At 42.8% G+C, this 22,631-nt stretch carries 14 protein-coding genes and 1 riboswitch; of the genes, 13 read left to right on the plus strand and 1 reads right to left on the minus strand.

What is annotated here, in order from left to right; genetic code table 11:
- Positions 1-2: 2 nt before the first annotated feature.
- Positions 3-1,208 carry an S-methyl-5-thioribose kinase gene (gene mtnK / locus AC1TO6_RS14965; RefSeq protein ID WP_482102421.1) on the plus strand — a complete coding sequence of 402 codons (1,206 nt, stop codon included), beginning with the start codon at positions 3-5 and terminating at the stop codon, positions 1,206-1,208.
- On the plus strand, positions 1,208-2,401 hold the full coding sequence (locus AC1TO6_RS14970) for a 2,3-diketo-5-methylthiopentyl-1-phosphate enolase (RefSeq protein ID WP_482102422.1): 1,194 nt from the start codon (positions 1,208-1,210) through the stop codon (positions 2,399-2,401). The genes mtnK and AC1TO6_RS14970 overlap by 1 nt, the downstream gene beginning before the upstream one ends.
- Before the next feature lie 587 nt (positions 2,402-2,988).
- Here AC1TO6_RS14970 and AC1TO6_RS14975 read toward each other — a convergent pair.
- Entirely contained in the window at positions 2,989-5,028 is a 2,040-nt protein-coding gene (locus AC1TO6_RS14975; RefSeq protein ID WP_482102423.1) for a molybdopterin oxidoreductase family protein, read from the minus strand.
- Positions 5,029-5,449: 421 nt separating this feature from the next.
- Positions 5,450-5,540, plus strand: a riboswitch (SAM riboswitch).
- Positions 5,541-5,665: 125 nt separating this feature from the next.
- Between AC1TO6_RS14975 and AC1TO6_RS14980 the strand changes: the two genes are divergently transcribed.
- The 11 genes from AC1TO6_RS14980 (at position 5,666) to esaA (ending at position 22,627) form a co-directional block, all read left to right on the plus strand.
- Entirely contained in the window at positions 5,666-6,916 is a 1,251-nt protein-coding gene (locus AC1TO6_RS14980; RefSeq protein WP_482102424.1) for an MFS transporter, read from the plus strand.
- 210 nt (positions 6,917-7,126) lie between these two features.
- On the plus strand, positions 7,127-7,801 hold the full coding sequence (locus tag AC1TO6_RS14985; protein WP_482102425.1) for a 2-hydroxy-3-keto-5-methylthiopentenyl-1-phosphate phosphatase: 675 nt from the start codon (positions 7,127-7,129) through the stop codon (positions 7,799-7,801).
- A 38-nt stretch (positions 7,802-7,839) separates the two neighbouring features.
- Positions 7,840-8,352: a 1,2-dihydroxy-3-keto-5-methylthiopentene dioxygenase gene (locus AC1TO6_RS14990; protein ID WP_482102426.1), complete on the plus strand. Its 513-nt coding sequence runs from the start codon at positions 7,840-7,842 to the stop codon at positions 8,350-8,352.
- Between the two features lie 47 nt (positions 8,353-8,399).
- A complete protein-coding gene (msrA, locus tag AC1TO6_RS14995) occupies positions 8,400-8,933 on the plus strand; it encodes a peptide-methionine (S)-S-oxide reductase MsrA (protein WP_482102427.1) in 534 nt (177 codons plus the stop codon).
- A gap of 1,008 nt (positions 8,934-9,941) precedes the next feature.
- Positions 9,942-10,823 carry a DUF1672 family protein gene (locus AC1TO6_RS15000; RefSeq protein ID WP_482102428.1) on the plus strand — a complete coding sequence of 294 codons (882 nt, stop codon included), beginning with the start codon at positions 9,942-9,944 and terminating at the stop codon, positions 10,821-10,823.
- Positions 10,804-13,017 carry an SA1320 family protein gene (locus AC1TO6_RS15005; RefSeq protein ID WP_482102429.1) on the plus strand — a complete coding sequence of 738 codons (2,214 nt, stop codon included), beginning with the start codon at positions 10,804-10,806 and terminating at the stop codon, positions 13,015-13,017. Before AC1TO6_RS15000 ends, AC1TO6_RS15005 begins: the two co-directional genes overlap by 20 nt.
- 335 nt (positions 13,018-13,352) lie before the next feature.
- The gene (locus tag AC1TO6_RS15010; protein WP_067212644.1) at positions 13,353-13,646 is read left to right on the plus strand and encodes a WXG100 family type VII secretion target; all 294 of its coding nucleotides are present in this window, start codon (positions 13,353-13,355) and stop codon (positions 13,644-13,646) included.
- Positions 13,647-13,722: 76 nt separating this feature from the next.
- On the plus strand, positions 13,723-13,962 hold the full coding sequence (gene yukD / locus AC1TO6_RS15015; RefSeq protein ID WP_482102430.1) for an ESX secretion system protein YukD: 240 nt from the start codon (positions 13,723-13,725) through the stop codon (positions 13,960-13,962).
- A 13-nt stretch (positions 13,963-13,975) separates the two neighbouring features.
- Positions 13,976-15,298 carry a type VII secretion protein EssB gene (gene essB / locus AC1TO6_RS15020; RefSeq protein ID WP_482102431.1) on the plus strand — a complete coding sequence of 441 codons (1,323 nt, stop codon included), beginning with the start codon at positions 13,976-13,978 and terminating at the stop codon, positions 15,296-15,298.
- A 34-nt stretch (positions 15,299-15,332) separates the two neighbouring features.
- Positions 15,333-19,814 carry a type VII secretion protein EssC gene (gene essC / locus AC1TO6_RS15025; RefSeq protein ID WP_482102432.1) on the plus strand — a complete coding sequence of 1,494 codons (4,482 nt, stop codon included), beginning with the start codon at positions 15,333-15,335 and terminating at the stop codon, positions 19,812-19,814.
- Positions 19,811-22,627 carry a type VII secretion protein EsaA gene (gene esaA / locus AC1TO6_RS15030; RefSeq protein ID WP_482102433.1) on the plus strand — a complete coding sequence of 939 codons (2,817 nt, stop codon included), beginning with the start codon at positions 19,811-19,813 and terminating at the stop codon, positions 22,625-22,627. Before essC ends, esaA begins: the two co-directional genes overlap by 4 nt.
- Positions 22,628-22,631: the final 4 nt, after the last annotated feature.

Consider the following 22,631-nt stretch of genomic DNA (forward strand, 5'->3'; position numbering starts at 1 on the left):
ACATGAATATATCAAGTAGTCAACAGGAACTGGCAACCTATGCATTCTTAGAATTAGATGAAATTGTGATGTATGTTAAAAAGCGTGGCTTCTTTAGTGAACAAGAAGAAGTTGTTGTGACGGAAGTAAGTGATGGGAAGATCAATCATGTTTATCGATTAACGGGGGAACAGAAGAGCTTGATACTCAAGCAGGCTGTACCTTACGCGAGGATTGTAGGAGAGTCAATGCCTATCCCAATCGACCGGGTCGTTCTCGAAGCGAAAGTATTACAGGAATACGATAACATCATTCCCGGTTCTGTTCCGAAAGTGCATCTTTTGGATGAAATCATGGCAATTGTTGTGATGGAAGACATGCATCCGATGGAAATGGGACGCACGGCTTTGAATAATGGGACGGAATCTACCGTATTTGCGAAAGACATAGGCGTATTCAGTGCGAAGACCACTTTTTATACGTCCGATTTCTACCTGGATCCAAAACTAAAGAAAGAGTTGAATGCCTCTTTTACAAATCCGGCTATGCGGGAAATGACGGAAGAGCTCTCTTTCGATTGTCCATACAATTTGCATGACAGCAATTTCTTTGAAGAAGGCTTGAAAAATGATGTGTTATTTCTAAGTCAAGACCACCAGTTAAAGCTAGAAGTGGCGAAATTAAAACATAAGTTTATGACGAAAGCGGATGCGCTCATCCATAGTGATTTACATAGTGGTGCCATTTTTATGGGTGAAGACAAAACAGTTGTATTCGATACCGAGTTTGCTTGTTTTGGACCGTTCGGATTTGACATGGGGCATTTTATCGCAAGCTTGTTGTTAAATGGAATCGGACATCCTGAATTTCAAACGAAGCGCTATGAACAAGCGCGGGAAGCTTGGTATGCGTACGCCGATACATTCGCTCAAGTTTGGAGAGAAGAATCCAATGAACCATATACACAACTCGACGGCTTCCTGACGCATGTAATGGATGAGAACTTTACCGATATGCTAGGGTATGCAGGCTGCGAATTGGTCCGCCGCTCTATTGGTATTGCACAAATTGACGATTTAAATTATGAAGAAGATGAAGAAAAACGTATGGCCAGAAGGAAAAAAGTGTTGGAGCTCGGGAAGTATTTGATACTTAACCGTAATACAATACGCTCTCTTGAAGAATTGGAGAGCTGGTTCATCGACAGTAGTCACAAGGAGGAATTTTAATGGGAGTTACAGCCACTTATCTATTTCCGACACATCCAGAGCAAGAAAAAATAGCGGAGCAACATGCACTCGGGCTCACAATTGGGTCTTGGACAGACATTCCGCATCTTGAACAGCAGCAATTGAAGCACCATAAAGGTGAAGTCGTTTCTGTGGAAAAAGGGGAAGTGAAGGATACGGTGAAAATCTTTTATCCATCCGCTAACTATTCGGCAGATCTTCCCGCGATCTTCACGACTGTCTACGGCAAGCTTTCTTTCTTTGAAGGCTATGAATTAATCGATTTGGATTTTGGCAAACAATTGCTTGCACAATTTCCGGGGCCACGATTCGGTACAAAAGGGATTCGAGAGCAGTTGAATGTGATGGATCGCCCATTGCTGAAAGCCATATTCAAAGGGGTCATGGGAAGGGATCTGTCCTTTTTCTCCGCTCAACTAGAAGAATTGCTAGCAGGCGGTGTCGATCTCATCAAAGACGATGAAATTCTTTTTGAGAATGAATTAACACCGTTTTATAAGCGAATTACAACAGCAAAAGACATTATCGATCGGCATTATGATAAAACAGGAAATCGGGCATTGTATGCAGTGAACTTATCGGGGCGGACGAATGAGCTTCATGACAAGGCAGAACAGGCAGCAGCGCTCGGCGCGAACGCGTTATTATTCAACGTCCATGCGTATGGGCTAGATGCACTTCAAACGCTGCGTGAAAATAACAATATCGGTTTGCCGATTGTTGCGCATTCCGCATTATCGGGCGTTCTAGCAGGACAAGCAGGTGGCGGATTCTCTTACTCGTTATTGGTAGGGAAATTAACGCGACTCATCGGCGGAGATCTGTCCTTGTTCCCAAGTCCTTATGGCAATGTCGCCATTTCGAAATTCGATGCGTTGGCAATCAATGAAGCGCTGATAGAAGACAATGGCTTCGAAAAAACATTTGCAGTACCATCCGCTGGAATTCATCCAGGCATGGTGCCGCAATTGCTGAAGGATTTCGGAGATAATCTAGTCGTCAATGCTGGGGGCGGAATATTTGGCCATCCAGATGGACCGACGCAAGGTGCCAAGGCATTCCGGGCGGCGATTGACGCAAGTGTCAAACAAGTTTCACTCGTAGAAGCAGCAAAAACGTCAGAACCTTTGAAGCGCGCCATCGACCAATGGGGCGTTGTCGAGTCAGTATAAGCACAAAACGAGCCTCCTGGGATAATCCCGAGAGGCTCGTTTTTTTATATAGAATGAAATTAGAAATCCAGTATATAATCTAAGCGAAGGGGTAGCTACGCCTAATTCAGAGTGTAGATTGTAGACCGCTTGGCGCTTTGGGGATGCCTCTGGCCCTGAGCCTGGATTAACGCTACGCATCCAGTCTCACGGCTTCGGCTACCCCTTTGCCGCGCCTGCGCTGGAGTGTACATTATTGAAAGTGATTTTGAGATGTATAGACTGAAATTATAATGTGATTACTATTTAATACAAATTTCATTGTAGAAAGATTCACTATGGGCTGCAGATCTTATCCCTGATAACGAAATGTGCTTTTTATAATAAGAACTAGTTGATTGTAGTGGAGAGCGGCGACTCCAGCGGGAATAGCGCGAGCTGAAGACCCCGCAGGAACGCAGTGACGAGGAGGCTGAAGCCGTGCCCGCGGAAAGCGTCCGCTCGGAACGGAAATCAACGGGATTGAAGGAAGTCGGACTTTTTTAGTGCCCTCGCTCATGGCCAGAGGCATCCCAAGGCGCAAAGCAATCTCCAATCCACACTTCTAGTTATAATCCCGCCACTTCAACACGCCCCGAGAAGAACGTTGCGCCGCCGCCCATATCCGCAATCCGATCCGGCGTTAATGCATTAACCAGACGTTTATGACCCGATTGATCTCCCCATATCCCTTGGCTGACAACAACGCCAGGAAGAACCTGCTCGCCGACAGAAACAGTAAACTCACATTCACCGCGCTCATTCCATATACGGACAGCCGCTCCGTCTTCGATTCCTCGACTTTCCGCATCTAGTCGATTCATGAACAACTTAGGCACTTTTTCGAGCTTGATATGTTTTTCATTGTTCGAAAAAATCGTATTCATGAAGTTATGGTTAATTGCCGGTACATAAAGTAAAGGATGATCGGAATCCTGAATAATCGGGATATACGTAGGCAGGGCAGGGAATCCCGCTGACTTCATCTGTTCCGAATACAACTCGATTTTTCCACTAGGTGTCTTTAAATTGTTCAAGAAATCGCCGGTACCACTTGCTTTCATATAGCGTTTTTCCTTTAAAGCAGAATACGACACTTCGGATAAATGAGGGTTGGACAAATTGCTTAACGCTTGGTCAACCATTTCCTCATCGTTGTCTAGAAATGGTTGATCGTCAAAGCCCATTGCTTGCGCCAGCAATCTGAAAACGTCCGGGTTGGATTTACTGTCCCCGTAAGTTTCGATGACGGGTTCCTGCAAATGAATGTAGTGATGCCAGAAGGACGTATAGATGTCCGTGTTTTCGAAAGCGGATGTCGCTGGCAAAACAATGTCCGCGTACAAGGCAGTGTCTGTCAAAAATAAATCATGGACAACTGTGAACAAATCTTCACGGGCTAAGCCATTCCGTACTTTATTGGCTTCCGGTGCGACAACGGCGGGGTTGCTATTATAGACATACAAAGAGCGAATCGGCTGTTGTTCCTCCATTAATGCTTGTCCCAATAAATTCATATTGAATCTGCGCGTTGGCACTACCTGAAGTTCGGGACGTTCGAGTGCGGCAGTATTATGCGTCAAATAATCGGAATTCGATTTGAGCGCCCCTCCGCCTTTCAATGCCCATTGCCCTGTCAAAGCAGGCAAACAGGAAATCGTCCGGACCATCATGCCGCCGTTATCATGATGCTGCAGCCCATTGCCGATGCGAATCATCGAAGGGGAGACGGTCCCGTACATTCGCGCCAATTCATAGATATCTCCCTCTGGCACGCCCGTAATGGCGGAAACCGTTTGCGGGTCGTAGTGCTGCAATACATGCTCGCCGAGCTCTTCGTGGCCGATTGTATATTGTTCCAAAAACGATTGATTGACCAGTTTTTCCTTATAAAGAACATGCATGATTCCGAGTGCAAGCGCTCCATCAGTTCCGGGAAGGATGGGGATGAACCAATCAGCCATGCGTCCGGTCTGGTTTTTATGGACGTCAATGACGACGATTTTAGCACCGTTTTTTCTCGCTTTTTGTGCAATCATGATTTGGTGCATATTGGTACTGACGGCATTGATGCCCCAGAAAACAAATAATTTCGTTTCCGTCATCTCTTCCGGATCTGTTCCAAAACGCCCGCCCATCGTGTAATTGTAGCCGACCTCACCAGCGACTGAACAAATCGTCCGGTCCAGTTGACTCGAACCAAGGCGGTTGAAGAAACGGCGATCCATCCCTTTGGAACTGAGTTTCCCCATATTGGCATAGAAACTGTAAGGAAGGATCGATTCCGGACCTTCTTCCGAAATCAGTTTTTTCCATTGATCTGTGATGGTTGTAATGGCTTCTTGCCAACTGATTGGAACGAATTGTCCATCGCCTTTTTCCCCGACGCGTTTTAAAGGAGTAGTAATCCTTTTTGGGTCATAAAGGCGTTCAGTCATATGTCGAACTTTGTTGCAAATACTTCCTTTTGTGATGGGATGATCGGGATCGCCTTCAATTTTAACGATTTTCCCGTCTTCTTTATGAATAAGCAATCCACATTGGTCTGGGCAATCAAGCGCACAAACCGAGGGGACAACCCCATTTTCTATATCAATAAAAGATTTCATAGCAAAAATCCTTTCAAATGAATCAATTTTATAATTTCTTATTTTAGTTGAAAACTCTAACATTAACTAAAATAATCGAATCTTCGTTTGCATAGCTGAGTTCCGTTGATTGTAACGTAAGGCGGCGACTCCAGCGGGAATAGCGCGATCTGAAAGCCCCGCAGGAACGTAGTGACGAGGAGATTGAAGACGTGCCCGCGGAAAGCGTCCGCCTGGAGTGTAAATCAACCTTGTTCGGATTTTATTACTATATCCTCTATTATGAAATTGACTAAAACAAACGATTCATGGTAGAAAGTATACCATATACCAAACTATTTTTTTAGAAAGTTTGAATAAGTGGTTGACTTAAGATTAATTGTTCTATACAGTTAACTCATTAGTTTAACTTCCGACACTGTTCGACCAATTTCATAGTTTTTTTCTATCGAGAGAAGTTGAGGGACTGGCCCTATGAAACTTCGGCAACATAATTGTGCCAAATCCAGCAAGCGTAGCTTGAGAGATAGAAAGGGTAAAGCATATTTACATTGCACTAGCGATGTATGCCACCAACTCTTTCTGTCTTTACAGGAAGGGTTTTTTTATTTTTCAGTCAATTTGTCCCGCATTTATAAATAGAAATGGAGAGAACAGTATGTTAGAAAGAATTGGAATTACGAAAAATTTAGGATGGGGTTTTTTCGGAGTCATGCTGTTCATGATGGGAGACGGAATTGAAGCTGGTTGGCTAAGTCCGTTTCTAATTGAAAGCGGGTTAACCATTCAACAGTCAGCTGCTATTTTCACGGTCTACGGAATCTCGATCGCGCTGTCTTCTTGGTTTTCAGGCGTCTGTGTAGAGGTATTTGGTCCAAAACGTACAATGGCAATCGGCTTAGCTGTTTATATTGTCGGTACCGCAGGGTTTATCACATTCGGTTTTTCAACGATGAATTATCCGATTATGCTACTCACTTATTTCATTAAAGGTTTCGGTTATCCATTGTTTGCCTATTCCTTCTTGACATGGGTCATTTATAAAACTCCACAAAACAAATTGAGTTCTGCCGTTGGTTGGTTCTGGTTTGCGTTTTGTGCGGGAATGATGGTGCTGGGCGCATACTATTCAAGTTACGCAATCCAGTATCTCGGTTACATCAATACAATGTGGTCATCTATTTTCTGGGTATGTCTCGGTGCATTCTTTGCTTTAGTACTCAATAAAGACAAGTTCCAAAAGAAAAAACTCGCGAATAAAAAAGAAGCGGTCACGGAATTATTGAAGGGTATCACCATTTTGAAAACAAACAAACGGGTTGCTGCAGGTGGGGTTGTCCGTGTTATCAATAGTTTAAGTGTCTATGGATTCCCAGTATTCTTACCGATGCATATGGCGCAACATGGCATTGAAACAAGTGCTTGGCTGCAATTATGGGGAACGTTTTTCTTAGGAAACATCATTTTCAATTTAGTGTTCGGGTTCATTGGGGATAAATTCGGTTGGAAAAACACAATCATTTGGTTTGGTGGAATCGGTTGCGCGATATTCACGCCACTTCTGTTCTATGTACCAGTGATTACAAATGGTAGTATTCTCATGACGAGTATTGTTGGATTCATCTGGGGTGGCTTGGTAGCGGGCTACGTTCCAATCGGTGCCCTGGTACCATCCGTTGCAGGTGAGGATAAAGGCGCGGCAATGTCCGTGTTGAACTTTGCCGCGGGTCTGTCTACATTCGTAGCACCAGCAATCGCTTTGGCGTTTATCGGGTTAGTTGGAGCGGAAGGGGTCGTGTGGATTTTCAGTGCCCTCTATGTAGTGAGTGCGATCATCGTGAAATTCATTCGTATACCGGAAGAGGAAGAGCGAAAGGCGCAGGAAAAAGCTTCGCTGGTTACCTCATAAAACCACTGTCGGGTAGGCATTGATTGACAAAGTTATGGGTAGATGAAATAATCACAATTAATTGAAAAAAATACGAGATTTCTTATCTAGGTAGAGGGACACTAGGCTATTTCTCGCTATGTGTTGTTGTAGATAAGAAGATGTATCAATAAAACCTCTTCTTATATAATAGAAGAGGTTTTATTGATAAAAGGCAAGGAGGACATATAGATGAGTGCAGAGTTCAATCCAGTAATTTTCTGTGATTTCGATGGTACCATTACGATGAAAGATAATATTATCAATATTATGGACAAGTTCGCTCCCGCTGGTTGGGAAGAGATCAAGGACGATATTATGGCGCAAAAGGTGTCCATTCAAAAAGGGGTCAAAGAGCTCTTTGCTCTATTGCCCACTTCCCAAAAAGAACAAATCGTGTCGTTCGTTTTGGAGGATGCGGAAATCAGGGAAGGTTTTGGTGAATTTGTTCAGTTTACCCGTGAAAAAAACATACCGCTCTATATCGTAAGTGGCGGCATCGACTTTTTTATCCATCCATTGCTTGAACCATTCGGTCCATTCGATCAAGTCTATTGCAACGAAAGCGATTTTACAGGGGAACACATCAACATCCTTTTCCCGCATGAATGTGATGCAAACTGTGTAAATCAAGGCTGCGGTTGCTGTAAGCCGACGATTATTCGCGAGAACACTGCCCAGCAGCAAACGAGCATTGTCATCGGCGACTCGATTACAGACCTAGAAGCGGCAAAGCTTGCCGATATCATCATTGCTAGGGATTTCTTAATTGAAAAATGCGAGGAATTGAACATTCCTTATTCCCCATTCACTAATTTCCATGACTGTATTCGGATCATTGAAGCCCGCTTAAATGTGCAAGTGTAAATAAAAACCAAAAATCGATTAGAGGAGAGATGAGTAAAATGGCGACAATTACAATTCAAGGAACAAACGAAGTTATTGAAACACACACAGAGGTTGCAGCATTTCTAGAGCAACAAGAAGTCGTTTATGAGCACTGGGATATCGCAAAGCTACCCGAAAACCTTCGTGAAAAATTCAATTTAACGGATGAAGAAAAAGCAGAGATTTTAAAGGCTTTTAAAACAGAAATCGACGACATTTCAGAACGCCGCGGTTATAAAACGGCAGACATTATCTCACTATCAGATGCGACACCTAATTTGGACGAGCTTCTGAAAAACTTCGAACAAGAACACCATCATACAGACGATGAAGTACGTTACATTGTCAGTGGACATGGCGTATTCATCATCCAAGGAAAAGACGACCGTTTCTTTGAAGTGCATCTTAACCCAGGCGATTTAATCTCCGTTCCGGAAAACATCCGCCACTACTTCACACTCGCTGCTGATCGCAAAGTAGTAGCTGCACGCATCTTCGTAACACAAGAAGGATGGGTACCGGTCTACTAAAAGAGGCGTTTTGTACACGCGCTATATAATGAAGGGAGATATTGACAATGACTGAAAAAAAGTTTGAAAAAGCTGCATTTGCAGGTGGATGCTTCTGGTGCATGGTGAAACCATTTAAAGAATGGCCAGGCGTCCAAGACATCGTATCAGGTTATATGGGCGGACATCTCGATAATCCAACGTATGAAGACGTGAAAAAAGGCGATTCCGGCCACATAGAAGTCGTTGAAATCACTTTTGATCCTGCCTTATTCTCATACGATAAGTTGCTCGAAGTATTCTGGCAACAAATCGATCCAACAGACGCAGAAGGTCAATTCCACGACCGCGGCTCATCTTACACAACTGCCATTTTCCATTACACAGAAGAACAACAGGAAATTGCTGAGAAATCAAAAGCCAACCTAGCGGCAAGCGGCATTTTCTCTAAACCCATCGTCACAGCAATCCGTCCCGCAGAAACCTTCTACCGGGCAGAAGAGTACCATCAAGATTATTACATAAAAGAAAAAGAACATTACACGGACAACCGTGCCCGTTCCGGCCGCACTGAATTCATCGCGGAGCACTGGGGAAAATAATAAGAAATAGGTAGAGGGTCGAGCGTTTGCTGGACGCTCTGCCTTTTTTTGTTGGGAAATAGGGGAGGGACCACCCACTCGACCGCCCGAATATCGTTTGTGACCGCTCAAACCCCGTGGCTGACCGCCCGTATAAAGAATGCAACCGCCCAAATCCCGCGTTCGACCGCCCGTATCCCGAATGCGACCGCTCAAACTCCGCGTCCGCCCGCCCATATAACGAATGCAACCGCTCAAACCCCGCGTCGGACCGCCTGTATACCGAATGCAACCGCTCAAACCCTGCGTCGGACCGCCCGTATAACTAATACCACCGCCCATACACCACACCAAATCAAGTAACCACTCCACTATTCAAAATAAATCCCCACCCAATTTCTATACCAATTAAATCCCTTCATTTCAAGCATCTTTATATCGAGATATATATTAAATATTCAAAAACTTAAAATGAATCCAAAGTAACGAGTCTAGAGTGGGTATATCGATATTTTATCAAAAAAGTACCAGTATACTAGATTTGAAACAACTTTTTATCACTTCGTAAAATAGAGACTACATGGTTAAGTAGGCTAAACTATCTAAGCCTAATTCGTGAAATATTGGCGTTCTTTGACAGTAGGTTAGCAGAGTGGTATTTATTATTAGAATGAAACTAGCTTATTAATAAAAGGGTGAGAGAAAATCACGCAATACTTAAATTTGTCGGCTAGTGATAATGACTTATTTAAATTTCCTAGATAATCTAAGCAGCGTACTCCGAAGTTGTTAGATTTATTTTGCGAAGCCGTATTCCATCAAGATTAAATGCCTACATGAAAAACACATACAAATAATTTACAAAAAAATACAAACTAACTTACATACGAGGGGTACAATTGGAAGGAGACATAGAAGTGCGATGGAAATCTACTTTGAAAATTCGAGGTGTATTTGTTGAATATTATTTATAAAAATATACTGGCACTAACATTGAGCTCATCATTACTAGTAGGAGGATGTACGGGTATGGACAATTTAACCAGTAAGGAAAAAGTTGAAGTTAAGGAACCGTCAACTGAAAATAAGAAAAATGCATACGAAACAGAGAACTTCGTACGTATACAAGACTACACTGGTGAAGGATATAAATTGCGCGACAGCCGACCAGAAACGGGGAAATTGGCTGAAGAACACCGTGGAGAAATTGAAGAAGCGGTCCAAGAGTTTTTCCTTAGCAACTATAAAACAGAAGTGATTGTTCATAACATCGTTGGGGCAGTCGATGGTGCAACCGTATTTGTGGAATCGGTAGGTGAACCCCATTTTTATACATATGCAATTATATCAATCGATGTGGATAGTGGAACCGTTGAAACTGATGAAGTCTGGTCCGAAGAAGGGCAAGTTGAAAATGCGATCCAAGGTGCACTATATGCAATGATTTATGAAGATGAATTTGCGACGCTAGATAACTACTTGGAAAGTATACTTCAAAATCATCCTGTTGTCGGAATGCCCGTAGAGGCAGTAGAAAAAGTCGGAGGGACTGGATTCTCAAGTTCAGTGTACAGAACAAGCAAGCTCGGTGACGCATTTCAAGGGATATATGATATGTATTTAGAAAACCCAGAAATTAGTAAAGAAGCATTACAAAAAAGTTTGAGTAAAGCTGATTTCAAGCCAAATCAAATGTTGATTCTCATAGAATTATATATGAAAGAATCTGACACTGAACCCGATCAGGCGGTCTTTGATAAAATCGTTTCAGATATTAATGAGATGGAAGGTATACCTAGAGGTGCATATACAATTATTTTGAATGATAACTTGATTGATAAAAGAAGAGGTATCGGAACAAAGGATAATTCGCTGGAAAGTATGAATCCAAATGAAATCATTAAAGAATAGTGAGGGAATCAGAGAGATGCCTAAATTCACTGATAGTTTGAATTCTACGGATAGCCCTTCCTTTATCGAAGATGTCATTAAACTCATCGATGTAGATGCAGTTAAACGCTTCAATCCGGAAAACGTAAATCATATATCGAAGGCTAATGACGAGGACTTAGTTGAAATGGCGGGATATCATGCTTATAAGCACCATAATAAAAATGATGTATTCACTTTAAATGGATCAGACTACAAAGTGATTGACACTAGATACGACACTGATTCAGGGCTTGACGCACTAACTGTCCAAAACTTCGACACGAACGAACTAACCATCGTCTTCGTAGGGAGCGAACAACTGAAAGAAGACTGGATCGGCACGAACTTAAAATTATTAAGCGATACAACACCTGTACAACTAAAAGATGCCCAAGACTATTTCAAAGACGTAAATGATGATTACGGAAAAGTCTCCTCCGTGACAGGAAATTCCCTTGCAGGTGCATTGACAAACGCAGTTGCAATTGAAAATCCGCGCGTCAAAGCTGTTACATTAAATCCGGCGATGCTACCTGAAGGCATGGTGGATCCAACAAAAAACTACTCCAACATAACGAACTACTATAGTAAATACGATTTTCTGACGAGTACACAAGGTACACTCAATTTGGAAGACCGCATCCCCGGCAAAAAATCTAACATCAACAACGGGCTACCGCTATTCTCCATGTTCACTTCCAATCATACAGGTTATGTGGAAGCAGACAAAAATGGTGATTATACAATTCAAATAGGACTTAAAGGGGAACCGGGATATGGCTTCATTCATATTGGTGCAGCCGACCATATAGTGACCAGCATCTGGACGGGGTCCCCTCTTCATGGAGGCAAAGCTGAAAAAATTGCTATCGACCATAAACATATGACCGCTCTCGCAAGCGGAATAAAAGATCATGTGAAAGGTCGAATGGGCTTGGCAACGGGCTATTTAGAGAATTCGGTCAGCATTGTGGATGATGAAAGTGCACATTTTTCCCAGCGTGTAACGATGCTGCAGATATTATTTACACAAAAACTTGAAGAAACGGCAGGCAATCCAATTTTCATCGGTATTGCGGGTACAGGTTCTCTAATTAAAGCCTGTATTGATGGTCTAATTTTACTTCTAGACCTAGCTGAAGAAAGATGCCGCTTTTTAAACTCTATCTTAAATTCTAAACCTGTAGAGCTAATAGAATATGTGATGTCAATAGAAATTAGTGTAGAAAGTCTATTTGCTCCTGTTAGGAACTACTTAAATGATTTAAAAGACGATGTAGATAACTTAGTCGCCGGTGCACAAACCATTATCTTAAAAGACATACCAGACTTCTTTAGAGGCGGAAAAGATTTCTTTGTCGATGCTGTTGTTGGGGAACTGACTGCGCACTATGCCATAATGCTTACGAACAAAGACAAAATGAATGGGCAGTTGACTGACTATGAAAACCAAGTTCAGTCTGTGGCAGATGCGTTTACCAATAAAGACGCGAGCTTGGCAGGAGTAATCCGTACAAATGCCTCATCGCTTGAAGATACAGATTCCGTACAAAAAACAGCTGTTTTTTCCCTAGACCCTTCGCCGTACTTAGAGACGAAAATGAAAATCAAAGAAACACAAGTCGAACTCGCTCATACCAATATGACTGCAGTTACGACTAGGGTTCTCATGCCAATTCTTCTAGCGATGGAAATCGTACTTCTATTAATTGAGGCAGCTCTTGTAATGATTGTCGCTAGTATTAATACAGCAGTAAATGTCGGCTTATATGGAAATCCTGTCGGGCTGGTTGTCAGTTTGTTTTCCGATTTCGATCAAAAAGTGAAAGCAGCAGCAAAACAAGCCTTGGAACCGATAGAAGAAATGAAGTCTACGATTGAAGGTCTTCTAAAAGGGGTAGGTAGTATGATAGGGAACTTGCCCGAAATGGTGAGTAATTTTAAGCCCTATATCGATACAGCTATTTTTGAACCGGGTAAATTTGAAAATGTTCGTTTATACAATCTCGCAGCCTCTGCAATTATGGATGAAATGGAAATTCTGTTTAAAGATATAACATTTCAATTGGCATATGAAAAAGGAAATGCAATTGAAGCCTCATTGGAAATATCGGAAAGCGTGTTAAGTAACATTGTCCTATTAAATGAGCAGGTGGACCGGGGGACGATTTAACTTCATTCAGTAGAAGTCTACTACCGTTATAGGTGGCAAGAATTGGCGATACAGGCATTCATTTCAGAATGGCAACCGCCTGAATAGGGGAACTCAGACTAAGATCGCCGCGTCCTGCGGCAACGTCTGAGTAACCAACATCCTGTCGGCCCAAAGTCTCCGGCGCAAACACGCTGAGGCGTGTTTGATTAAGTCCCATCAACTTAAGGAGGTGATGCTACAAAAAAACGGTAGTCTAACTTCAGAAGTTTCTGTATCGTAATGAGAAATTGTCATTATCCATACAGTTATTTTATAAATGCACTAAAATTCGATCAAAAAGGGAGATGTTTTGAATGTCAGGAATTATTCGCGTAACACCAGCTGAACTGGATGCAATGGCATCACGCTACAACCATGAATCAGGAGAGGTTGCTTCACAAATCGGCCGTTTGGACGGGATGATTGGTGAATTGCAATCGATGTGGGAAGGGGCTTCTAGTGCAGCGTTCGCTGAACAATATGAGCGCCTTAAGCCAAGTTTCAATGAAATGCGTGAATTGCTTAGCGAAGTCGGCGTACAACTTAGCCGTGCAGGACAAGCTTTGCAAGACGCAGATCAGCAAATCGCAGGACAAATCCGCGGTTAATCGTACAGCGTCAGAAAATAGTGGAGCGTCATTCCCTCATAGGAAGGCGCTCTTTCCTTCATTGAGGTGAATAGGAATGTATATCGAAATTACAGTAGATCTGTCAAATTATCAAGGGGATGTCATCGACCTACGATTATCAGACTATTATTCAATGAAAAAGATGATAGATATTGCTTGGCAGGCCAATTCAATTTCAAAGGATCCTCGTGAAGGTCATTGGATTCGGGTAGTTAATAAAGATAAACGATTTCCTGGGCATTTAACGCTAGCGCATTGTGGGATCACGACAGGTGACCGTATCGAAATCATTTGAAGGAGTCAATAAGATGGCGGAAAAAGGACATACATATTTAAAAGATTTAATCGGTGCGGAGATCAACGAGGAAGAGAATAATAGCACCTTCGTCTTCCAAAAAGAACGAATCGGTTTGAAAAGTAGTAATGAAATCCTCTTTTTACAAGAAGTAAATCCTGAGATTGGTAAAGAGATTACCAGTACAGATGATGAATTGATCATCCAGGCAACGATTCCAAGTTCGTTGAAACGATTTAGTGAAATGCATTCGGAAGAAGTTAGGTCAAGATGGATGTTTGCGCATCAGCTTGTAACGAACGTCGAAGCGCATCCGTATCCCCGTCTCAATCTGATCGTCAGTCCGGAAAACATTGTTTACAGTAAAGGAATGACGCCGGTCTTCATTTATTACGGTGTGATGGGCAGTTTGCCGCCATTTGGAACTAATAAAGAGCGCGTCTGGCTGGAAACAAAAGCAGCGGTGGCCGCGGCAGTAGATGATTCATTCACATTTGAAGATTTTTTAAAGTATAACGAGGTCCTAGAGTTGAAAGAAGTCGGCGCGAAAGTAATGAATATGCCAGACAGTCAATCCTTACTAGATTATATTGAACAGCAGCTTGAGCTGTTGGAAACGAAAGAGACAACGATTGTAAAACTTCCGCGGAAAAAATGGAAAATGGCAAAATGGACATCGATCGGACTTAGCGTGCTACTGATACCCGCACTTCTATTCGCAATACTATACTTACTACACGAAAAGCCGAAAAACGAAGCGTACATCGATAGCCATGAATATTTTTTACTACGGAATTACAGTGAAGTTGTCACCGTGTTAAGCCCTTATAGCATCAAGCCAATGCCTTACGTGATGCTCTATGAACTGGCGTATTCATTTGTAACCAATGAAAGATTGGACGAAGAGCAGAAAAAGAATGTGTTGTCTAACATTACACTGCAGACGGATACGGACTACTTAAAGTACTGGATCTATCTAGGTCGTGGAGAAGCTGCGGATGCCGTGGATTTGGCCAGATCGATGGAAGACGGCGAGCTCATTGCTTTTGGATTATTGAAAAGGCGCGAAGAAATTCAAGCGGACCAAGATCTAACAGGGGAAGAGAAACAATACCTCTTGGAAGAAGTGGACACTGAAGTCGATGCTTATGAAGAGTTAATGGAGCAAGAGGAAGAAAATGTAGCAAAAGAACAAGAAGCTGAAGAAGCAGCGAAACAAGCTGAAGAGGAAGAAAAACAAGCCAAAGAGAAAGAAAAAGCAGCCGAAGAGAAAGCGAAGCAAGTAGAAACAGAGAAACAACTAGAAAAAGCGAAGGACAAAGAAGCAGGTTCCTAAGCTTCAACTCGAATTATATAAAGAAGGTGTGCATGTGCTACAACTATGGGTGTTTTACGGGGAGAATTATCAGCGTATCGATCTACATGAAGAAGAATTTACGTCTCTAACAATCGGACCCAACATCGAAAATGACGTCACGATTCGGTCTTTTCCCTTTATGTCAGGTCCTTTTACAGTGGTAAAAGATGAGGGCGGCTTTTCGGTGAGAGACGACGCTGATTATGTAGGGTCGCTAACGCCTGAAGCAAGTTTATCCATTGAGCAAAAAGAACTGGAACTGGTTTTGTATGTGGTAATTACGCCTGTAACTTCTAAAACGTACTACCTTGATTATGAAAATGAGGTTTCTTTTAATAGATTACATGACACGGCTACGTTCAATCGAAATGAAACCCGTTTTCCTGAAGCGGAGCCCGGTCAATTTTCATTGAACAAAACAGCAAAGGGCTGGATTATTAAAAAGAATTACAGTTGTCCTTTGTATGTAAACGGCAAAAAAGAGGACATCAATGAAGTGCTTCAAATCGGGGATGTGCTTCAATGGGCATTCATGGAAATGAAGTTAATTGAACAAGATATTTTAGAAGTCACTTCTGCGATTGACTACACTACCCATCTAACAGAAATCGATGTACCGACATCTGAAATTATCTCTATGTATCCTGATTATAGACGGACGCCGCGAATGATTTACGATCTCCCTGAAGAAAAAGTATCGTTGTCATTTCCAGCGCAGGAAAGTGATGATTCGGGCCGTGGGTTATTGCTCATCATTGCGCCACCTCTTGTGATGCTCATCGTCATGGGGCTCGTTGCAATCTTAATACCGCGGGGAATTTTCATCATCATTTCCATTTCAATGTTTTTAATGACGCTCGTTACATCGACAGTTCAATTTTTCAAAGATCGAAAACGCCGTAAGTCAAATGAAGCAAAAAGACGCCGAGTGTACGCAGCTTATTTGCAAAATATGCGCGAGGAACTTTATACGCTTTCCACGAAACAGAAGGAAGTGCTCGATTATCATTTCCCTCCATTTGAAGAGATGAAACAAATGACTGATCAGTTGTCAGGTAGGATTTGGGAGAAGGCGCTGGATAGTAACGATTTCCTAGAATTCAGGCTTGGTACGGGGAATGTCCCAGCGAGTTATGCCATTTCGCTGTCATCCGGAGATTTGGCGAATCGGGAAGTCGATGATTTGCTCGAACAAGCGCAGCGGATGGAGAGTGTTTACAAAGAAATTCCGAATGCCCCCATTACTGCTCGCTTATCAGAAGGGATTCTCGGTATTGTCGGAAAGGAATCGGTTAGCAAGCGTGCACTGAATCAGATTGTGGGTCAACTCGCTTTTTCACATAGTTACCATGACACGAGATTCATTTATATCTTTAAGAATAAGGATTACAAAGACGTTGAATGGATGAAGTGGCTGCCGCATTTCCAATTGCCGAATATGCATGCGAAGGGGTTAATCCATAACGAGGAGACTCGTGATCAGTTGCTATCATCGCTTTATGAAATCATTCGCGAACGCGATATAGATGAAATGAAAGGGAAAGTGAAATTTACACCTCATCTCGTTTTCATTGTATCCAACTATCCGTTAATCGCGGAGCATGTAATTTTGGAGTATTTGGAAGGGAAAAACAATGCGGATCTCGGTATTTCCGTGATCTTTGCAGAGTCCGCACAAGAGCGTATGACGGAGAATGTCCATACGCTGATCCGATACGTCAATGAGCGGGAAGGGGATATCCTCATCAATGCTGGGAAGGCAGTCAATACCCCCTTCCAGCTTGACGATAATGACCGCTCGACGAATGAGCGCTTTGCCCGCATGTTGAAAACGCTCAATCATCAAATCGGCATGAAAAATTCAATTCCTGATTCCGTCGCTTTCCTAGAAATGTTTGGCGTGAAGGATGTGGAAGACGTTCCAATTGCGCACAACTGGAAAACCAATGAATCAGCGAAGTCACTCGCGGTTCCGGTTGGTTTCAAAGGGAAAGAAGAGCTCGTCCACTTGAACCTGCACGAAAAAGCACATGGTCCACACGGCTTGCTGGCTGGGACGACGGGTTCCGGGAAGAGTGAATTTCTTCAGACCTTTATCTTATCGCTAGCCGTTAACTTCCATCCTCATGAAGTTGCATTTCTGTTGATTGACTATAAAGGCGGCGGGATGGCACAGCCCTTTAAGCATATCCCCCATCTGTTAGGCACAATCACTAACATTGAAGGCAGTAAAAACTTCAGTATGCGCGCACTTACTTCTATTAATAGTGAATTGAAACGCAGGCAGCGTCTTTTCGACCAATACGTTGTCACGCATATCGATGATTACACGAACCTTTATAAAGAAGGGAATGCAACGGAGCCCTTACCGCATTTATTCCTGATTTCAGATGAATTCGCAGAGTTGAAAAGCGAAGAACCTGAATTCATCCGCGAGCTTGTCAGTACTGCCCGTATCGGACGAAGCCTCGGTGTCCACCTCATTTTAGCTACACAAAAACCAGGTGGCATCATCGATGAGCAGATTTGGAGTAATGCCCGTTTCCGTGTCGCTTTGAAAGTACAGGATGCATCGGATAGTAAAGAAATTTTGAAAAACGGCGACGCAGCCACGATCACCCAAACGGGCCGCGGCTATTTACAAGTTGGGAACAACGAAGTGTACGAATTGTTCCAGTCCGCTTGGAGCGGCGCACCTTATATGGAAGAGACGCTAGAAGGGGAAGACGACATTGCCATTGTTACGGACCTCGGTCTATATCCGCTGTCCGGCATTGAAACAAGTGTCAGCAAGAAAAAGAACAGTTTAACCGAAATGGAAGCCGTCACCGCAAAAATTGCACAGACGCAAGCAGAACTATCCATTCGTAAACTGGCCAGTCCATGGTTGCCACCATTGTCACTGCGCATCGAAAGACCGAAAGATGCGTTTCCCAAGCTGGGCAGTTTCCCAATCGGTATGATTGATGAACCAGAAAAACAAAGTCAGACGCCGATTGATTATGACTGGATGAAAGACGGCAATCTTGGTGTTTTCGGTTCTTCAGGATATGGAAAGTCATACACATTGCTGACGACACTTATGGGCATTGCTGACAATCTGACACCAAGTGATGCGAACTTCTACATTTTGGATTATGGAAATGGCGCACTGCTTCCGCTTCGTCAATTGCCTCATACGGCAGATTATTTCACTATGGACGAAGAGTTGAAACGTGAAAAACTGATCAAAATGATGAAAGACGAGATATCGAAAAGGAAAATCGCCTTCCAGCAAGCGGAAGTCAGCAATATTACGATGTACAACGAAGTAGCAAGTCAACGTTTACCGCTCATCTATTTGGTTGTCGATAATTACGATATCATCCGTGAGGAAATAGAAGAACTTGAAATGCAACTGATCCAATTCGGCCGGGATGGGCAGTCGCTGGGTATCTACCTCTTCGTCGCCGCGACAAGGGTTCAATCGGTCAGACAGTCGCTCATGAATAACTTGAAAACGAAAGTGGTTCATTATTTGATGGATTCCACAGAATCTTTCACAGTCATTGGGCGCGTACCGTTTGAACTGGAGCCGTTCCCTGGGAGAGCGATTGTGAAGAAAGAGGATGTGTATTTTGCACAAATGATTCTCCCCGCGTCTGGGGAAAATGATTTCGAAGTACTGGAAGCCATAAAAGTGAAAGCCCGCGAATTGAAGGAGCACTACCGCAACGACGAAATGCCTCAATCGATTCCGATGTTGCCGCTTGAATTGACGTCAACCATTTTCCCTTCCTTCATTCAGGCAGAAAAACAAGTAGGCCTTGTGCCAATTGGTTTGGATGAAGAAAGCGTCCAGCCAGTGATGATCGATTTCAGGAGAAACCGTCATTGTCTTCTTGTAGGCCAAGTCCAACGTGGGAAAACGAATACGTTGAAGTGGATTCTTCAGACATTACTAGAGCAAGATGCTGGTTTCATCGCCATCTTCGACTCATTCGACCGTGGTCTGTCACTATTTGCTGGCGAATCAAAAGTCGACTACTTGGAAACGAAAGAACGTCTCATTGAATGGATCACACAGGTTGAACAATTTTATATACAAGCAGAAAAAGAGTATCTTGAATCTGTAACAGCAGGACAAGGAACCTTAGAAATATTGCCTTCCTATTTTATAATCGATGGCTATACACGGTTCTTACAAGTTGCGGATAGTGGGATACAAGACCGCTTATCGAAATTGATGAAAAAGTATTCACACTTAGGATTCAATGTCTTAGTCTCCGGAAACAACGCAGAGATTACAAAAGGATATGATGCATTTACGAACGAATTGAAACTCGTTCGCCAAGCGCTCATCTTCATGAAGAAATCGGAACAGACCTTATACACAGTTGCTTACGAGCGTAAAGAAGCGGAACTTCCGTTAGGATTCGCTCATTACATTTTGAACGGCAATGCCGCTAAAATTCAAATCCCGTTATGTAAGATTGAAAGGAAGATTCTGCAATGACAACAAATAAGAATATCAAGATGATTAAAATGATTGTGGGAATTGTGCTCATCGTAGCGCTTCCGATTCTTTTCTTCCAGCTCCTTGGCGTCAATCTCTTAAACGCTGACAACTCAAATAAACGGGTTATCGCGATTGTCAACGAAGACCAAGGCATATCAAAGGATGACGAAAATGTCGCAATGGGTGAAGAAGTCGTTTCCATTCTCGGGGAAGATTCACCGTATGAATGGAAAGTAATGAGCCGTGGTACTGCCGTTAACGGATTGAAATCGAATCAGCATGAGGCAATTGTGTTCATCCCATCAGACTTTTCGGATAGCATCATGTCTTACGATCAACAGAATCCGGAAAAAGCGGAATTTTCTTACCAGGTACAACCTCAAAAAGCGGGTACTAAAAAGGAAAAAGTACTGCATGAAATTGAAACGGCTACAAACCGTGTCAATGATAAAGTGTCGACACTGTATTGGAGCTATATTGCACAAGAAATGGATCATATCAAACAAGAGTTTAATAATATCTTAGGTAAGGAAACGGAATTTCTCACTGCAATGTCCGACTACTACAAACCAGGTTCTGAGAAACTAGCAGCAGAGATGAATTTTCAGAAAGAACAGATGGATGTTTTACGTACTGAAATGAGTGATGCGAATGAAGGACATACGACCCGAATTGAAAATGCAGATTCGTTCGGGCAACAAATGGACGGTTTCATAACTTATGTACAGCAGTATAAAGAGTTCCAAGCAAATCAGAAAGACATTCTGCAAACCGTCCAAAATGACAGTCTGGCTAAGATTCACGCAGCAGCTGCCAACCAAGCAAACCAATTTAACCAATCGGTTCAAACACTTGAAGACAGTAACGAACATTTAAACAGCAAAATTCAAAAAGTGAATAATATAATTGACGTCAACAAACAGAAATTCGACGCACTGTCCGACCTACGAAAAAGCGAAGTCGATCGGCAACTGAAAGATCTCCTCGTCGTACAAGGAACAGCAATCGACCGTTATAATAATTCCATTTTACGCAATTTAGAAAATGGCATCGCAAATGGGAAAAACGGCTCCACAGAAGGAACCTCTAACCCATCTGCTATAGAAGCACAGATGCTTGCGATAAAAGAAGAAATGGATCGTAAAGCAGCTGATCAACTGGCTTTGGCACTGCCAGGTCTAGAAGAAGAACAAACGAAAGTCAACGCAGTTCTAGCAGCTCTTTCTACTATGAAAGCAAATGTGGCTGTAACAAATCCCGAGTCAGCACTCATTAGCGAACTGACGAATCTTGAAAACGAACTTTCATCCATGAATACAATTCTGTCCGAAAAAGAATCAATCTGGAACAGTTCCAAAAAAGAGGGTGTAGATAATTACGTCAAAGCATCCGCAGACTATAATGACTTGATTGGCAATTACAAAGTATTGTACGGCGAGTATGACACCGTTCAACATCTAGTGAAGTCCAACCCTACAGATACGGCGCAAATATTAATCGAAATCAAAGAAAAAGAAGCATCTCTTCTAAAACACAACAGTTTATCAGCCGATCAGCGAGCTCGATTGGAAGGGATCTTTGCAAAAGGTGCTACCAGCAAAGATACACCGGCACTGCTGTCCTATTATGCAACGCTGGAACAATTTGAATTCATGCTCAATGAACAAGGGCAAAACACCCTTAAAGACGGCATTCTGAAAGATGAGATCTTAACTGCATTATTAAAAAACGTTGTCAACCTGAACGAAACGGAACTTGAAGGCTGGGACGCAGTGGGGGGAAGTATCCCTGCAACTGAAATCGGCATGAGTGATTTGAGTACAACGTTTGCAGCGATCATGTCCGGCTATAAAGAAACTGTGGAGGAGCAGCATGCAGCGTTATTGACTGAATTGAATGCCATTGATGAGCAGGCAAATCTTCTTCTGAGTCAGATACAAGAAACGTCAGGAGAACCAGTTCCCGCAACAACTGAAGGGGAAGTGGCAACAGGGCAAAGGGAAGTGAGCAATCAGCTTGTTGCGCTGAGCGGCATGATGAATTCACTATCCGACAGACAAAATGGCCTTGTCAACTATGCCAATGATTTAACTGTCAAAGCAGACGATATTAAAGCTACATCCACCGAATTCAGCGATAAATGGGAAACAAATGTGGGTGCCATGTCCGAATTTGATACTGATATTCAAGACTTCCTAGGCAACACCTATGTGGACGGTCAAGAGAATGGCTATGTCTTTAATCACTTTGTTAATCCACTGCAAGTCAAAGGGGAAGCCGCATTTTCGGATGAAGTGCAAAAAGTGCCGCCCGTCATTCTATTCCTCATTCTGTTAATGAGCAGTTTGTTAATCGGTTTCTTCACTTACCGCATTAAAGAAGGACCCATCGGTTTCCGTCTCGGAATGACTGGAATTCTTTCGTTGCTCGTAGGGCTAATCATTAGCTTGTATAGCATCAATATGTACATTCTAAACGACCAACGTGCAGTCCAGTGGACCATCTTCACGATTCTACTGCTTCTTGCCGGTAGTGCGATTATCCGTGCAACCCTGGAGTTTGGACAAACGGCAGGGTGGATAGCAAGTGTTGCTTTGATGAGTTTATACATCATTCCTTTACTCATTCTTGCTGTCCCGGAATTGAGTATTCCTGATATTTTATCGACAGTTTATATGTCTATAAGGTATGAACCTGAAACAAGTTTCATAGGAGGTTCAATCGTAACTGGCCTCGTTGCAATTGCGATGCTCGCTGTCTCTTATTTAATCAGTAACTATAAAAAGAATGAAATTGTAACGGAAGAATAAGCCT

This window comes from Sporosarcina sp. Y352 (assembly GCF_056786535.1).

Excerpts from the sequence above, each read along its gene's own strand:
- mtnK (WP_482102421.1), top strand. The coding sequence starts at position 3 with ATGAATATATCAAGTAGTCAACAGGAACTGGCAACCTATGCATTCTTA.
- AC1TO6_RS14970 (WP_482102422.1), top strand. The coding sequence starts at position 1,208 with ATGGGAGTTACAGCCACTTATCTATTTCCGACACATCCAGAGCAAGAA.
- AC1TO6_RS14975 (WP_482102423.1), bottom strand. The coding sequence starts at position 5,028 with ATGAAATCTTTTATTGATATAGAAAATGGGGTTGTCCCCTCGGTTTGT.
- AC1TO6_RS14980 (WP_482102424.1), top strand. The coding sequence starts at position 5,666 with ATGTTAGAAAGAATTGGAATTACGAAAAATTTAGGATGGGGTTTTTTC.
- AC1TO6_RS14985 (WP_482102425.1), top strand. The coding sequence starts at position 7,127 with ATGAGTGCAGAGTTCAATCCAGTAATTTTCTGTGATTTCGATGGTACC.
- AC1TO6_RS14990 (WP_482102426.1), top strand. The coding sequence starts at position 7,840 with ATGGCGACAATTACAATTCAAGGAACAAACGAAGTTATTGAAACACAC.
- msrA (WP_482102427.1), top strand. The coding sequence starts at position 8,400 with ATGACTGAAAAAAAGTTTGAAAAAGCTGCATTTGCAGGTGGATGCTTC.
- AC1TO6_RS15000 (WP_482102428.1), top strand. The coding sequence starts at position 9,942 with ATGGACAATTTAACCAGTAAGGAAAAAGTTGAAGTTAAGGAACCGTCA.
- AC1TO6_RS15005 (WP_482102429.1), top strand. The coding sequence starts at position 10,804 with ATGAAATCATTAAAGAATAGTGAGGGAATCAGAGAGATGCCTAAATTC.
- AC1TO6_RS15010 (WP_067212644.1), top strand. The coding sequence starts at position 13,353 with ATGTCAGGAATTATTCGCGTAACACCAGCTGAACTGGATGCAATGGCA.
- yukD (WP_482102430.1), top strand. The coding sequence starts at position 13,723 with ATGTATATCGAAATTACAGTAGATCTGTCAAATTATCAAGGGGATGTC.
- essB (WP_482102431.1), top strand. The coding sequence starts at position 13,976 with ATGGCGGAAAAAGGACATACATATTTAAAAGATTTAATCGGTGCGGAG.
- esaA (WP_482102433.1), top strand. The coding sequence starts at position 19,811 with ATGACAACAAATAAGAATATCAAGATGATTAAAATGATTGTGGGAATT.